The following is a 15,077-nucleotide window of genomic DNA, read 5'->3' on the forward strand; positions in this document are numbered from 1 at the left end:
GTCACCGCCACGGTCACCGATCCGGCGGGCAACAGCGATACTGACAGTGACAACGGCGTGATTGATGCCGAGGTGCCGACGGTCAGCGTGGCCCTGGAAGACGCCTCGGGTGGCATCTACAGCGCCGAGGAGATCGAAGACGGCATCAACGCCACGGTCACCCTGGGTGCCGGCACCCAGGTGGGTGACACCCTGGTGGTGGTCGACGGCAAGGACAACGAGCTGTTCAACGGCCCGGTGACCCAGGCGATGCTGGATGACGGCCTGGTGGTCACCATCACCGACCTGGAAAACAGCGACACCGCGGTCAGCGTCACCGCCACGGTCACCGATCCGGCGGGCAACAGCGATACTGACAGTGACAACGGCGTGATCGACACATCCACTCCCATCGCTGATCCCGTCTTGAGCACTGCGGAAATCTTTACCGACAGTGATGAGACACCGGAAGGCGTCGAAACCATCCCGCTGCTGTTCCGTACCTTCACCGTCGGCGGTGGCGTTGATGAGGATGAAAAAGGGGAAACCATCCCCACGGTCCATGAAGATGACCCGTCTCTCGGTGGTAAGGACAATGAAACTACCGAAGAGAACTTGGTATTCACTCTTCATTCACTCCCAAGCTACGGCACTCTGTATATAAACGTAAACGGTAGTGGCTATGAGGTGGCAGACGTTGGTACGGAGTTCACCTCCGAGTCAACGCTCTACTGGGCGGCCGATGCTACTAGTGCAGGGGGTGCCGGTGAAAGCTATACGCTGAATTTCCGCAACGGCGACGGATCTGGTGACAACGCAACTGTTTATGCCTACAACTTCGATGGCAGCGAAGGTGAACTGACATTCCAGAGCGGTGGCATGGGGGTGTTGGGTGATAAGACTGTGCAGAAGGAAGTACCTACGCAGCTGGCTCACCGCGGCGATAACTCTGAGATGATTGTTGTGGACTTTAATGGCCCCGCAACGAATGCCACAATCTCGGTTTCTAACTTGATTGCTGGTGATGAAAAGGAAGTAGGAAAGGTTGAGGCGTTTCTCAACGGAGTATCAGTTGGCAAGTGGAGCTTCAGCAAAGTCGCTGATGGAGGTGATTTGTTGGTAAGCGGCAGTGGGGGAGTTGGAACTTTTTCATTGCCTGAGGGGATCGTATTCGACCAGCTCCGCTTTACAGCCACGGATCTGGTTGAAGGTGGAAGCGGGATGTCCGACTCGGATAGCAGCGATTACTTTCTTTCGGAAATCACTTACACGGAACTTAATCCTGCCAGCTTCCAGTACACAGTTACGGATGAGGTGGGGAATGTCAGCGAGCCGGTTAAGGTTGTAATCAATCCGGATAGCTCTACTCCCGTGCCGGAGTACGCTGAGCCTACTGAACCGCCCGAGATCCTCGGCCTTGATGGCACCAATGCCACGGTCTATGAGGCGTTCCTTGAGAATGGTACCGGCAAGGTCGATGACGACGCACCGGATGACGCAGACAAGTCAGCGCAGGGTGGTTTCACCATCAAAGCCTCGGCGGGTGTGGCCAGCTTGACCTTTGCGGGTGATGGCTTTAGCGAGTCGTTCACTATCGATCAACTCAACGCGGTGAGTGAGTCCGCGCCGCTGAGCGTCACAACGACCAAAGGTGTGCTGTCGATTACCGGCTTCACCGATAATGAAGATGGCACCTACGCTGTTGACTACAGCTACACCCTGACCACGGCGATCGACCACCCGGATGAGGGTCGTGATCCCCTGCCGAAGGACGCAATCAGCGTCACCGTGACGGATAGCTTCAGCCGCACCGCCGACGACTCGCTCAATGTGACCATCGTCGACGACGCCCCGACCTTCGAAAACATAATGAACGCGATCATAGCCAACGAGAGTGGCACGGCGGTAACTGGCTTCCATGATCTTTCATTTGGTGCTGATGGGCTGGGGGCAATTTTCGTCACCGATCCGGTCAATGATGCGTTCAATGGAGAAGTGAGTTACACCACTACCGTAAATGGCGATGGCTCGGTAACAAAATTGGCAAAAGTTGATGGTGAGGACTTCTTTACTCTCACTGTTAAGGCCGATGGTACCTATGACTTCACTTTGCACGAGGCGCGACTGTCTATACTGCAACCAGTGGATTTTAGCGGCGTATCGGGAGGAAAGTCGGTCGACCAACTGGTGATCGGAGACGTCACAATAAGCGCCGTTGATACCGACGGAAATGGGGTTATAGGCAATAAGGAACAGATTAAGCCCACAAGTGCTGGTTTCGGCGTGGGAGAAGGCAATGTTGATGCAGGAGAGCAGTTCAACATCAGTTTCGCCGATGATACAGCTGTTGACAGTGTTGGTTTGTTTATTAAGCACCAAGGCTCGACAGATTTTGTGATGAGTTGGGCTAGTGATACCGGCGAGACAGGAACAACTAGTGCCATAAGTCAGGATGGCTGGGTCACTATAAATCCAACACAGAACTTCACGTCTATTACTTTTACAATCAATCAAGGAAGCGGAAAAATCGAAGGTGTTGAGTATGCAGAACTTCTCCTGCCTGACGATGCAGTCTTCGAGTTTAAAATCCATGGCACTGACGATGATGGAGACTCTTCATCGTCACAGACGTTAAGTGTGACACTTCTTGGTGCAGCATCTTCTGATACCCAAATCGTGGGCACCTCAGGGGATGATGTCATTGCTGGCACTTCAGGTAATGATGAGCTGATCGGCGGTGCAGGCGACGACATTCTCATCGGCGGCGCTGGAAACGACATCCTGACCGGTGGTCTAGGCGATGACGTCTTCAAATGGAACTTCGGCGACCAGGGGGTCTCTGACGACAACGACGCAGATAGCGCTGCCGTCGATATCGTAACCGACTTCGGAAAGGGTCATAACGTCCTTGACCTCGCTGATCTCCTGGAAGGGGAAAATGTTGAGAATATCAACAGTTTCATCGTCGCCGAGGAGGAGGGTGACAACACAACTCTCTATATCAAGCATGATGGAGGCCTCGATGCAGGAGGCGCCAATGCGGATCAGAAGATCGTGTTGGAGAACTATGACATGGGTGGCATGACTTCTGAAGAGTTCATTCAGCAACTGCTGAGCAACAATCAGCTGAATATCGACCATTAACGCGGTGTTGAGCTAGATCCATCTCCCCGCCTGGTTCGCCCAGGCGGGGTTTTTGTTATGCTTCGCTCAATCAGGAGGAGTGTGCCATGTTCATCAAACGCGACGAGTCGGGTCAGGTCGTTCAGGTCAGCCGCGAGGCGACCGCCGAGTGCAAGGAATTCGTGCCGCCATGCTCACCGGAGCTGCAGGCATTCGTGGCCGATGAGGAGGGTGGCGAGAACCTGGCTCTCTCGAAGTCGGACCTTGCCTTCGTGCGGGTGCTGGAGGACGTGATCAACGTGCTGATGGACAAGAGCGTGATCAGCTTTACCGACCTGCCCGAGCCCGCCCAGCAGAAGCTGATGGAGCGCCAGTCGCTGCGCAAGCGGTTGAACAGCGTCGGCTTGATGTCCGAGAGCGATGACGACAGCGGCGTGATCTAACGCTTTTACTTTACCTGATTACGCATAAGACTCCGCAGGCGCCTGGTGGAAGCCGCCGCGTTGGCGGTGATCGTTGGCGTTGGCAATACCGCCAGGAGGCTTGCGCCTCCAGTCGTGAGCTGAAGCTACTCCTACAGCGGCGTGGCAACGTTGGTAGAGAAAGCAGCTGTTGGAGCGCTCGGTTCGGCGCCCCGAGTCCCCATCGCGACTGGCGCCGATAGGCGCCTCGGCGGAGGCTGAAAGGTTGGTTGTTGTCGCGAATACCGGCAACACCGCCGGGAGGCCTGCGGCCTCCAGTCGTGAGCTGAAGCTACTCCTACAGCGGCGTGGCAACGTTGGTGGAGAAAATCGCTAAGGGAGGACGATTTATAATGTCTTGACCATCCGAGCTCTTTCAGTCTGGCTCAAGATTGGCCCGATGGCTGATCAAGGTGAGTAATCAGGTTACTTTAAGAACAGCCGGCACAGGTGCCGGCTGTTCGTCATTCAGGCTGTCCGTTTCCGGGCGCCTGTTATTCCTCTCAATCCTTGTCCTGGCCATCCTGGTTCTGGCGAACGCCCGGGCCGGTCACGCCATCCATGCCCAGCTCGAATAGTACGGTGGCGGCGGTGCGCGACTCCACCCCCTCCGCGATCGCCATGATGCCAAGCGAATGGGCGAGCGTGCACATGCCGCGCAGCAGGCTCTGCTGCTGGCTCTGGTTCTCGATATCCTGGCTCAGTGACGCATCGAACTTCATGAAGGTCAGGCCCAGGTCCTGGAGGCCTTCGATCTTGCCGAACTGGGTGCTGACGTGCTCCAGCCCCATCCTGCAGCCCAGTGGCAGCAATTCCTTGCACAGGTTCTGCAGTGCCTTGGGTTGTTGCATGGCGACCGACTCGGGCAGTTCGAACCACAGCCGGGAAGCACAGCCCGGTCGGGCGCGAACCCGGGAGACCAGTTCGCTGACGAATCGACCGTCTCGCAACGAGTGCGCCGACAGGTTGATGCCGACGGACTTGCTGCTTGTCTCGGTGTCCTTCAGGGCCGCCGACACCACGGCCAGGTCCAGCTCTGCCGACATGGCCAGGCGCGACACCCAGGGCAGGAATATGCCAGCAGGCTGCCACTCTTCCTTCAGGCGCAGCCGGGAGGGAACCTCATGGTGGATCAGCTGCCCCTTGGGATCGAGTACCGGGTAGTGAGCCAGGAAGACCCCCTGATCCAGGGCGAGTTTCAGTGCCTGGCGCCACTCTTCATGGCTGGTGTAGAGCACGTTGCTGGCAGGTACGGTCAATATGACCTGGCCGTTCTGTTCCTGGCTCTCGGCAGCTGCCAGCGCGCCATCGAGGCTAGCCAGCAGCTCGGCCCGGCTCTCACCCTGGGTATATTCACATAGCGCCGACGGCAACGAAATCGGGATGTCATGTTCGCCGGAAAGGGCTTCGAGGGACGCCTTGAGTTCGCTGCCGATCGCTTTCAGGTCATGCTGACGCGGCACGATCATCGCGAAATCGCTGCCGTTCAGCCGCCCCACCTTGCCGTCTCCAGAGAGATGAGCGAGCTGTTTCAGGCTGCGGGCCACCTTCGCCAGGAGCTCGTCGGTCGCCACGTGGCCGATCTGCTGATTGACCTCGGCCAGGCGGGCCACTCGCACCAGGGCCAGTGTGCCGCTGGCATCGTCGCTGTCGCTGTGTAGATGAGCCTGCAACTGATCGAGAAAGGGGGCCCGTGCGGGTATTGCGGTGACGGCATCGTTCTGCATCCGCCTGCGCAACTGGTCGAGCTTGTCGCTCTCTTCTCCCAGCATCTGCCGCACGGCCCCGGACAGCCGGTTCATGGCCTGTACCACTTCGCGCAGCTCCAGGGTTCTCGGCTCCCTGGCCGTGGCGAAGCGCCGCTCGCCGATTGCCTGCGCCTGGGAGACCACGTCCCGCAGGGGGAGGCGTATGGTGCGAACGATCCAGCTCGCCAGCAGCAGGCTGATGACACCGGCGATGGCAAACCAGCCGGCCAGCTCGAGGCTGCTTCGCCACAGCGAACGATAGGCGAAGCTGTGCTGGCTCTCCAGCTCCAGCGTGCCGAACTGCTGCCAGCCATCCTGGACCACGGCCTGGCCGGCGGGAATGTCGAAACGAACCAGTTCGACGAACCAGCCCGGCACATCATCGATATGCGCGTTGGCAACACGCTGCTCGATGATGTCGCCTTCCGGGTCACGAAGCTCGATGCGCTGATAGTGGCCGGTATCGAACTGGGCGGCCAGCAGCAGCTCCAGGATCACCGGGTCCTTTTCCATCTGGCTCATGGAGAGCGCGAGGGCGTTGGCGTTGTCGGTATTCTTGATGCGGACTTCCTGCTCGATGTAGTGGCGGCTGCTCGTCACGCCGATGAGCAGGCTGCCGACGAACGCCAGCAGCAGCAGTACCACGATGGTCAGCCAGAGCTGCTTGATCAGTGACATCTCGGTTATTCCTCCGCCTGGGGCTGGTACCCCTGTTTTTCATGTCGACCGCTTTCGTGAATCATGAGATGAACCCCTGCTGCTGCATGCGCTCGATGACGCTGCGCCAGCGTGACAGCCGCGCTACCGGGTCGGCCCGTGACTGGGTGGAGCCGCCGGCCCATAGCCCTTCACTGTTGAAACTGAAGACAGGGTCCAGGTCGGTGCGCTGGGTGGCCGGCGTGATGGATGGCACCAGGTTGTCCAGCACCAAGGGCACGGCGCTGGGGCGTTCGTAGTAGCCGAGCACCATGTGTGCCTGCACGATCTGGCTGCGGCCGATGCGGGCGCGAACATAGATCATGCGCAGTCGGTCGCCGGGCACGCCAAGCTCCTTCAGGCTGACGTACTTGGCGATGGAGTAGTCCTCGCAGTCGCCCTGGCCCTGACCCATGGTTTCCAACGGCGTGGCCCAGTGGTCTTCTGCTCCCCAGTTGTCGATGTCGTCCACCCAGCGCACCCGGCGATTGAAGAAGTCGTTGACCTCCCGCAGCTGGTTGTCGAGAGGGGCGCCGTTCAATCGGTCGAGCAGCGCAAACCAATCCTCCAGGATGCGCAGCCCCTGCTGGCCATACAGCCGCTGCATGCTCTCGCGCAACCTGCCGCGGTTGATGCGCGCTTCCAGCGGGCCAGGCTTGATCCCCATGCCGACCGCCAGCAACAGTGAGCCCAGGCCTGCCAGGAAGCGGCGGCGACTGGGCCTGAAGCGTTGTCGAGGGAGTCGATGGGGCATCTGGGTGAGCCGGTAATGTTTAGTATTGTAAATCAGCGTTTCGTTGAGTATAGAGGAGTGAGAGGAGCAGGACGACCCGTATGGGAGTCGTCATGCTGAGGCATGAAGGAAGGATGGATAGGGCTGGTAGGTAGGGCAGGCAGGTAGCGCTGGCAGAAATTGCCGGCAGCGAGTGGTCAACCCTTGCCGGGCCCCTGCCATACCCTGAGCCGGCCGATCCAGGCCAGATCCCGGGAGGCATGGCGCAGTTCGTTGGCGGCGTCATCCAGGCTCTGGTTCGCGGGTAGTTGGCGAACATAGATCGAGACATCGACCTGGTTGTCGAGATAGTGCAGGTCGAGGGCGACGCGGGTTTGCCAGACTTCGCAGCGGGACCACACCTCATCGAGCACGCCCTCCACGTCGCGGCGCAATGGCAGGCCGGGGCGCAGGCTGTGCTCGGTCTCGCCCGCGTCATCCTCGGGGTCGATATGAAAGGTGACATCGGCCAGGTTGGAGAAGTTGTCACGCAGCCTGCGGCTCACGGCATTGCCGATCTCGTGGGCCTCCGAGACGGTCAGCCTGGGTGCGACGACGATATGCAGGTCGAGTATCGCCTGGCTGCCCAGCGAGCGGGTGCGCAGGTCGTGGACGCCGTGAACGCCGGGCACCGCTGCGGCCACCGACTGCATCGCATTGCGCTCTTCTGCCGGAAGGGCGGTGTCGATCAGCTCCTGGCTGGATTCCCACAGCAGGCGACCGCCCACCTGGCCGACCATGATGCCGACCACGATGGCGGCCACGGCGTCCACCCAGCCGGCACCGAACTGTGCGGCGATCAGGCCGATCAACACCACCACGGTGGAGAGGGCGTCCGAGCGGGAGTGCCAGGCGTTGGCTTCCAGCAGGCGCGAATTGACGCGCTTGGCGATCCGCATCGTGTAGCGGAAGATCCACTCCTTGGCGAGCAGGGCGATGACGGCAACGCCGATGGCCCAGATGCCGGGAGCGGAAATCGGCTCGCCGACCAGCAGGCGAGTGAGGCTGGCCCAGGCGATACCGCCGGCCACGAAGATCAGCACGCTGCCGAGCCAGAGGGTGGCAAGGGTCTCGATGCGGCCGTGGCCGTAGGGGTGGTTGCTGTCCGGGGCCTGGCGGCCGAAATGCGTGGCGGCCAGGACGAAGCCATCGGTCACCAGGTCGGAGAACGAGTGGATGCCGTCGGCGACCAGCGCCGCGGAGCCCACCAGCCAGCCGGCAATGATCTTCATCAGCCCCACGACCAGGTCGACCATGGCGCCGACCAGGGTGGCCTTGTGGGCCTCCCTGGTCTGGGCGCCGTGATCCGGGGGTGGGGGCGTCACCACTCACCCGCCAGCTGTCCCGCCTTGTTGCGTACGGGGTTGGCGTACTGGGCCAGCCACCAGGGGCGTAGCTCGGCGGGTACGTCGTTCAGGCGCGCCTGGAAGCGTGCCCGGTCGACGTCACTGACCTCGCTCATGTCCAGCAGCTCGGGGGCATCGCCCAGCGCCTCGAGGGCGAGGTAGTGGCTGGGAAAGAGCTGATAGCCGGCCACCACCTGGCGGTCGATTTCGGCGGCAACGGCTTCCGGTGTATCGAAGCTGGCTCCCAGCGGTTCGCCGAAGCGCAGCTGTACCCGTCCCTTGTGGCCTGTGATCCCGGCCACGATGGATTGGATATCCTCGAACTCGCTCTTGGCATAGCCGCCTTCGCTATGAATGGCGTGCAGCTCCCGGGCCTTCTGTACGTCGCAGGGGTCGTACTCGTAGCTGATCGATACCGGTACCATGCGCAGTTCGGCGATCGCTTCACCGATGGGGGCCTTGCGATCCTCCTGGCGCCGGGCCATGGTCAGCATCTTGATGATGGCGGGGTCCGTACGGTCGATGCCGTCCTTGGCCCGGCCCTCGCGCTGGGCCATCCAGATCGAGTGGTTGTCCTCGGTGATGCAGTGTCGGATATAGGCGGAGAGCGACTGGAATGCGGCCAGCATGGCGCGTTTCCCGCGCAGGGCCCGAGGAACGATGAAGCTCTTGTTGAGCCGCATCAGGTCGGTCACGTAGGGCTTCTTCAGCAGGTTGTCGCCAATGGCGATACGGACCGTGTCACGGCCGGCGCGATGAAGGCCGTAGTTGACGAACGCCGGGTCGAGCGAGATGTCGCGGTGGTTGCCGATGAACAGGTAGGCCGTATCCGGTGCCAGGTGCTCCAGGCCCTCGACCCGAAAATCGTCGGTGGAGGTGCGGATCATCCGCTCCATGTAATAGGCCACGCGCATCTGAAAATCGTGAACGCTGGCAACGCCGCGGGTCTCCCGGCGAATGGCGTAGGAGGCGATGGCGCGGGCCAGCGCGGGCAGCAGCCGGTTGAGGCGCGGTAGCCGATAACGCGTCAAGGCGTCGAGCAGCTCACGGTTGCTGGCCAGCCGGGCCAGCACCTCGGCGACCTCGCTGTCCTCATAGGGCCGAATGTCGGCCCAGGGGTCCTGTTCCGGTGCTGGCGTAACGGTCTGCGGGTCTGTCATCGGCGTCTTCTGGTTGACTGGATCGATCATGCGCTGCCCTGCAGCGACGCAGTAGAGGCTTCTCCATCCAGCCAGCCGATCAGTTGCTCGATCTCATCGGCGAGAGTCTGGGTCATCAGCATGAAGTCTGCCTCCAGTCTCACGATGGCGTCGCCATCGTCTTCGGTTTCGTTGGCCTCGTCGATCAGTGCATCGCTGAAGCGCAGGGACTTCAGGGTCAGGTCGTCGTGCAACACGAAGCTTAGCCGGCCTTCGATCTCCAGGGCCAGTCGGCTGGCCTGGCGGCCTGCCGCCAGCAGTTGCTGGATCTCGTCGCTGTCCAGGTCGACCTGGCGCGCACGCAGCACCCCGTCGTCGCCCTTGGCCTTGAGTTCAACCTGATCGCCGAGCTGCATACTGGCCGGGCGCGAGTCTTCTTCGGCAAGCCACTGCGTCATGGCGCGCATCGGCAGGGTCTGGGTGGCCAGTGGTGTCACCTTGAGGCTGCCCAGGGTCTCGCGCAGCAGGTCGAGCACCTCTTCGGCGCGCGTGCGAGAACTGCTGTTGATCGCGATCAGGTTGCGCCGCGTATCCCACCACAGGTCGACCTTCTGGCTGCGAATGAAGGCGCGAGGCAACAGCTCTTCATAGACCTGCTCCTTGAGCTCCTGCTTTTCCTTTCGGCGCAGCTTTCGCCCCTCCCGGGCCTCGATGTCGGCGCCACGCTCTTCGACCTCTTCGCGGACCACCCCGGCCGGCAGCAGGCGTTCCTGTCGCAGTACCGTCATCAGCCGCTGCCCCTGCAGTTCGTGCAGCAGCGCCGTGCCGGCACGACCCGCAGGCGGGCACCAGCCCAGGCGGCGAGCCTCGCTGCTACCGGGCAGTCGTGCCGCCTGTTCGGCCAATGCGGTCTCCAGGTCGGCTGCCGGGATCGTCGCTGACTCATGCAGGCGGTAAAGGTGCAAGTGCTTGAACCACATGGCGCATTACCTGATCAAAAAGGACGCATATTATGGCCAAGGGGAGGCGGGGGTTCCAGTGTTGAAGGTTGCGGCGGGCAAGACAAATTCAAACTCTTGTTTGAATTGGAGTGGTGGCGGGGCCTAGAATCGATGCTCGCTTCCACTTCTGTATCGCACTACCTCATATATCGGACCACCCTCAGGAGAACCATCGATGGATTCCCGACTGTCCCGCGTCACCCTGCGCGTTCGCGGCTATCACTTGGATGGCTATGGCCACGTCAATAATGCCCGTTACCTGGAGTTCCTCGAAGAGGGGCGCTGGGGCTACTTCGATGATCGGCCCGAGGTTGCTCGGCCGTTCGCCAGCGGCAACCCTGCGCTGGTGGCCGTCAACCTCAACATCAACTACCGCCTGGCAGCGGTGGCGGGGGATGATCTGGAGGTGCGCACGAGGTTGGCGGAGCTCGGCAGCCGAAGCGCACGCATGCATCAGGAGATTCGCCGGCTGCGCGATGACAAGCTGGTGGTCGATGCCAGTCTCACCTTCGTGCTGCTCGATGTGAAGGCGAACCGGCCCCTTGCCATCGAGGGCGAACTGCATGATCTTCTGGCCCCCCTGGTCCTCGAGGATTGAGCGCGGCGCGGCGTGCGAGAGGGCCCGCGTCCCGAATCAGGCACGAGGCCGGTAAAGAATCCGGTTCATCCGTGGCAGCCACCCGCTGCCTTTGCGCTGTCCGCGATGGTATGATGTAAGGCTGTAATGGCGCGCCATGCTCTTGCACAAGGACGCGCCAACCTGCTGCAGTGCAAAGGATTCGACGACCCATGGGTGACATCGCCAGAGAAATTCTGCCAGTCAACATCGAGGACGAACTCAAGCAGTCGTACCTCGATTACGCGATGAGCGTGATCATCGGCCGCGCACTTCCCGACGTGCGCGATGGCCTCAAGCCGGTGCACCGGCGCGTGCTGTTCGCCATGCACGAGCTCAGCAACGACTGGAACAAACCATACAAAAAGTCCGCCCGCGTGGTCGGTGATGTCATCGGTAAGTACCACCCCCACGGTGACAGCGCGGTCTATGACACCATCGTGCGCATGGCCCAGCACTTCTCCATGCGGCATGTACTGGTGGATGGCCAGGGCAACTTCGGCTCCATCGATGGCGACAACGCCGCTGCCATGCGTTACACCGAGGTGCGCATGGCCCGGCTCGCCCATGAGCTGCTGGCCGACCTGGAGAAGGATACCGTCGACTGGGTCGACAACTACGACGGTACCGAGCGCATCCCCGATGTGCTGCCCACCAAGGTGCCCAACCTGCTGATCAACGGCTCCTCGGGCATCGCCGTGGGCATGGCGACCAATATCCCTCCCCACAACATGGTGGAGATCATCAGCGGCTGCCTGGCGTTGATCGACGATTACACGCTCTCCGTCGATGACCTGATGGAGTACATCCCGGGGCCCGACTTCCCCACCGGGGCCATCATCAACGGCAAGGCCGGCATCCTCGAGGCCTACCGCACCGGTCGTGGGCGCATCTATGTGCGCGCCTGCCACACCATCGAGCATGACGACAAGAGCGGTCGCGACCATATCATCGTCACCGAGCTGCCGTATCAGGTGAACAAGGCGCGGCTGATCGAGAAGATCGCCGAGCTGGTGAAAGAGAAGAAGATAGAAGGCATCGCCGAGCTGCGCGACGAGTCCGACAAGGACGGCCTGCGGGTGGTGATCGAGGTCAAGCGCGGTGAGTCCGGCGAGGTGGTGGTCAACAACCTCTTCGCCCAGACCCAGCTGCAGAACGTCTTCGGCATCAATATGGTCGCCATCGAGGATGGCCAGCCGAAGATCCTGAATCTCAAGGAGATCCTCGAGGCCTTCATTCGCCACCGTCGCGAAGTGGTCACCCGCCGTACCCTGTTCGAGTTGAAGAAGGCCCGCGAGCGCGGTCATCTCCTCGAGGGCCTGGCCGTGGCCATCTCCAACATCGACGAGGTGATCGAACTGATCAAGGCCTCGCCGAGCGCCGCCGAGGCCAAGGAAAAGCTGCTGGAGAAGGTCTGGCAGCCGGGGCAGGTCACCGACATGCTGGAGCGTGCCGGTGCCACGTCATGCAAGCCGGAGGAACTGGAAGAGGGCTTCGGCCTCAATACCACCGGCACCGAATACCGCCTCTCGCCGGCCCAGGCCCAGGCGATACTCGAATTGCGCCTGCACCGCCTCACCGGGCTCGAGACCGAGAAGCTGCTCGACGAGTACCTCGGCATCCTCGAGCGGATCGCCGAGCTGACCGCCATTCTCGCTTCCAGCGAGCGCCTGCTCGAAGTGATTCGCGAGGAGCTGGCCGCCGTGCGCGACCAGTTCGGCGACCCGCGGCGTACCGAGATCCAGGCCAGCCATCTCGACCTTTCCATCGAGGACCTGATCGCCGAGGAGGACATGGTGGTCACGGTGTCGCGTACCGGCTACGCCAAGACCCAGCCGCTCTCCGACTATCAGGCCCAGCGCCGCGGTGGCCGCGGCAAGTCGGCGACTTCCATGAAAGACGAGGATGTCATCGAGCACCTGCTGGTGGCCTCGACCCACGATACCGTGCTGCTGTTCTCGAACAAGGGCAAGGTGTACTGGCTCAAGGTCTACGAGATGCCCAACGCCAGCCGTGGTTCCCGCGGCAAGCCGCTGGTCAACATGCTGCCGCTGGACGAAGGCGAAGCGATCAATGCGATCCTGCCGGTGCGCGACTACCGGGCTGACAGCTACATCTTCTTCGCCACCGCCAAGGGCACCGTCAAGCGTACCAGCCTCGACCAGTTCTCCCGGCCGCGCAGCGTCGGCCTGATCGCCATCGACCTGGAAGAGGGCGATCGCCTGGTCGGCGCTGCTATCACCAGCGGCTCCGACCACGCCATGCTGCTGTCGTCCAACGGCAAGGCGATTCGCTTCGAGGAAGGCAACGTGCGCGCCATGGGCCGTACGGCCCGCGGCGTGCGCGGCATGCGCCTGCTCGGCGGTGCCGAGGTGATCAGCCTGATCATTCCCCAGAGCCAGCAGATCGATGCCGAAGCGGATATCGAAACCGAAGCCGAAGAGGGCGTCGAGCTCGAAGCCCTCAACGGCAACGGCGGGCAGATCTACATCCTCACCGCCAGCGAGAACGGCTACGGCAAGCGTACCCGCCTCGAGGAGTTCCCGCTGCGCGGTCGTGGCGGCCAGGGTGTGATCGCCATGCAGACCAGCGAACGCAACGGTTCGCTGGTTGCCGCCATGCAGGTCTACTCGGCCGACGAGATGATGCTGATCACCGACAAGGGCACCCTGGTGCGTACCCGGGTCGATGAGGTCTCGATCACGTCGCGCAATACCCAGGGCGTGATGCTGATCCGTCTCGGCGAGAACGAGAAGCTGGTCAAGACCGTACGCATCGACGAGCCCGAGGAGGTCGAGAGCGAAGTCATCGACGGGGAGAGTGAGCCGCTTGATGGGCCGGACGCAAGCGAGAACGACGCCGAAAGCGAGCCCCAGAACGACGAATAAGGTTTGCTGCACCATGCCGAGCGATGAGCGCCGGGGACAAGTCGAAGCGAGGGTCTTTTGCCATGGATGGCAAAAGTAGCGCCCAGGGAAGGGTTCACAGCGCCCTCGCGTAGGCTTGTCGACGGATCAGCTCGTCGCGTGCCGGTCCAGTAAATGAAGCTTGAGCTGAAACGGAACCACCACGCTGATGACACGCCACTATAATTTCTGTGCCGGCCCGGCTGCGCTGCCTGCCCCGGTGCTGGAGCGGGCTCGCGAGGAGCTGCTGGACTATCAGGGACGCGGGCTCTCGGTGATGGAGATGAGTCACCGTTCCCCCGAGTTTGTCGCCATCGCCGAGCAGGCCGAGGCCGACCTGCGCGAGCTGCTCGCGATACCCGACAACTACCGCGTGCTGTTCCTGCAAGGGGGCGCCAGCCTGCAGTTCTCCATGGTGCCGATGAACCTGCTGGGGCAGGGCGGCAGCGCCAACTTCCTCTATACCGGAATCTGGGGCAAGAAGGCCCTGGCCGAGGCGAAACAGCTGGGCTTTCCGGTCCAGCTGTCGGGCTCCAGCGAAGGCAGCAACCACACCCAGGTGCCCGCCCAGGCGGACATCGTGCTATCTAGTGATGCCGCCTACCTGCACTACACCGCCAACGAGACCATTGGCGGCCTGGAATTCGACTATATCCCGGGCACCGCACAGGGCGGGTTGCGCCGCGCCGACGGTGTCGAGGTGCCGCTGGTCTGCGACCTTTCCTCGAGCATTCTTTCCGGCCCTCTGGACGTGTCGCGCTTCGGCGTGATCTACGCCGGTGCCCAGAAGAACATCGGGCCGGCCGGCCTCACCCTGGTCATCGTGCGCGACGACCTGCTCGAGCGCCGCTGCGAGCGGATTCCGAGCCTGTTCGACTACCGCGCCATGGCCGAGGCCGGTTCGATGGTCAATACGCCGCCCACCTTCGCCTGGTACCTGGCGGGCCTGGTGTTCCAGTGGCTGAAGCACGACATCGGTGGCCTTGCGGCCATGGACGCCGTCAATGCGCGCAAGGCTGCCAGGCTCTATGCCGCCATCGACGACAGCGAGCTCTATTCCAACCCGATTGCCTTGCCGAACCGCTCGCGGATGAACGTGCCGTTCGTGCTGGCCGACGATCGCCTCGACAAGCCGTTCCTCGACGAAGCCGAGCAGGCCGGCTTGCTCAATCTCAAGGGGCACCGTAGCGTCGGCGGCATGCGGGCCAGCCTTTACAATGCCGTGCCGGAAGCGGCGGTCGACGCCCTGATCGATTTCATGGCCGACTTCGAGAAGCGAAGGGGATGACA

General features: G+C 61.8%; 10 protein-coding genes. 5 read left to right on the forward strand and 5 right to left on the reverse strand.

Annotated elements, in window-relative coordinates; genetic code table 11:
• Both LY622_RS01930 and LY622_RS01935 read left to right on the forward strand, forming a co-directional pair.
• On the forward strand, nt 1–3,123 hold a 3,123-nt coding region (locus LY622_RS01930), incomplete at its 5' end, for a type I secretion C-terminal target domain-containing protein (RefSeq protein ID WP_234289347.1).
• An 86-nt stretch (nt 3,124–3,209) separates the two neighbouring features.
• The gene (locus tag LY622_RS01935; RefSeq protein WP_234289348.1) at nt 3,210–3,545 is read left to right on the forward strand and encodes a tryptophan synthase subunit beta like protein; all 336 of its coding nucleotides are present in this window, start codon (nt 3,210–3,212) and stop codon (nt 3,543–3,545) included.
• A gap of 521 nt (nt 3,546–4,066) precedes the next feature.
• Here LY622_RS01935 and LY622_RS01940 read toward each other — a convergent pair.
• From LY622_RS01940 to LY622_RS01960, 5 genes are all read right to left on the reverse strand, one after another.
• Nucleotides 4,067–5,989, reverse strand: a complete 1,923-nt coding sequence (locus tag LY622_RS01940; protein WP_234289349.1) for an EAL domain-containing protein — start codon at nt 5,987–5,989, stop codon at nt 4,067–4,069.
• A 61-nt stretch (nt 5,990–6,050) separates the two neighbouring features.
• Nucleotides 6,051–6,761, reverse strand: coding sequence for a transglutaminase-like cysteine peptidase (locus LY622_RS01945; RefSeq protein ID WP_234289350.1), 711 nt, complete (start codon nt 6,759–6,761; stop codon nt 6,051–6,053).
• A 176-nt stretch (nt 6,762–6,937) separates the two neighbouring features.
• Nucleotides 6,938–8,107: a cation diffusion facilitator family transporter gene (locus LY622_RS01950; protein ID WP_439649571.1), complete on the reverse strand. Its 1,170-nt coding sequence runs from the start codon at nt 8,105–8,107 to the stop codon at nt 6,938–6,940.
• Entirely contained in the window at nt 8,101–9,285 is a 1,185-nt protein-coding gene (locus tag LY622_RS01955; RefSeq protein WP_234289368.1) for a 1-acyl-sn-glycerol-3-phosphate acyltransferase, read from the reverse strand. The genes LY622_RS01950 and LY622_RS01955 overlap by 7 nt, the downstream gene beginning before the upstream one ends.
• Before the next feature lie 26 nt (nt 9,286–9,311).
• Nucleotides 9,312–10,244 (reverse strand): recombination-associated protein RdgC, encoded by a 933-nt coding sequence (locus LY622_RS01960; protein ID WP_234289352.1) that lies wholly within the window; start codon nt 10,242–10,244, stop codon nt 9,312–9,314.
• 196 nt (nt 10,245–10,440) lie between these two features.
• On the opposite strand from LY622_RS01960, the gene LY622_RS01965 reads away from it, so the two are divergent.
• From LY622_RS01965 to serC, 3 genes are all read left to right on the forward strand, one after another.
• Nucleotides 10,441–10,863: an acyl-CoA thioesterase gene (locus LY622_RS01965; protein WP_234289353.1), complete on the forward strand. Its 423-nt coding sequence runs from the start codon at nt 10,441–10,443 to the stop codon at nt 10,861–10,863.
• A 191-nt stretch (nt 10,864–11,054) separates the two neighbouring features.
• Nucleotides 11,055–13,769 (forward strand): DNA gyrase subunit A, encoded by a 2,715-nt coding sequence (gene gyrA / locus LY622_RS01970; RefSeq protein ID WP_234289354.1) that lies wholly within the window; start codon nt 11,055–11,057, stop codon nt 13,767–13,769.
• Between the two features lie 187 nt (nt 13,770–13,956).
• Complete coding sequence (serC, locus tag LY622_RS01975; RefSeq protein WP_234289355.1) at nt 13,957–15,075, forward strand: 3-phosphoserine/phosphohydroxythreonine transaminase; 1,119 nt, start codon at nt 13,957–13,959, stop codon at nt 15,073–15,075.
• The last annotated feature ends 2 nt before the right edge of the window (nt 15,076–15,077 follow it).

It is taken from the genome of Halomonas alkalisoli (assembly GCF_021412585.1).
GTDB classification, from domain to species: domain Bacteria; phylum Pseudomonadota; class Gammaproteobacteria; order Pseudomonadales; family Halomonadaceae; genus Halomonas; species Halomonas alkalisoli.

Coding starts and splice junctions, on each gene's coding strand:
- LY622_RS01935 (WP_234289348.1), top strand. CDS start 3,210: ATGTTCATCAAACGCGACGAGTCGGGTCAGGTCGTTCAGGTCAGCCGC.
- LY622_RS01940 (WP_234289349.1), bottom strand. CDS start 5,989: ATGTCACTGATCAAGCAGCTCTGGCTGACCATCGTGGTACTGCTGCTG.
- LY622_RS01945 (WP_234289350.1), bottom strand. CDS start 6,761: ATGCCCCATCGACTCCCTCGACAACGCTTCAGGCCCAGTCGCCGCCGC.
- LY622_RS01955 (WP_234289368.1), bottom strand. CDS start 9,285: ATGACAGACCCGCAGACCGTTACGCCAGCACCGGAACAGGACCCCTGG.
- LY622_RS01960 (WP_234289352.1), bottom strand. CDS start 10,244: ATGTGGTTCAAGCACTTGCACCTTTACCGCCTGCATGAGTCAGCGACG.
- LY622_RS01965 (WP_234289353.1), top strand. CDS start 10,441: ATGGATTCCCGACTGTCCCGCGTCACCCTGCGCGTTCGCGGCTATCAC.
- gyrA (WP_234289354.1), top strand. CDS start 11,055: ATGGGTGACATCGCCAGAGAAATTCTGCCAGTCAACATCGAGGACGAA.
- serC (WP_234289355.1), top strand. CDS start 13,957: ATGACACGCCACTATAATTTCTGTGCCGGCCCGGCTGCGCTGCCTGCC.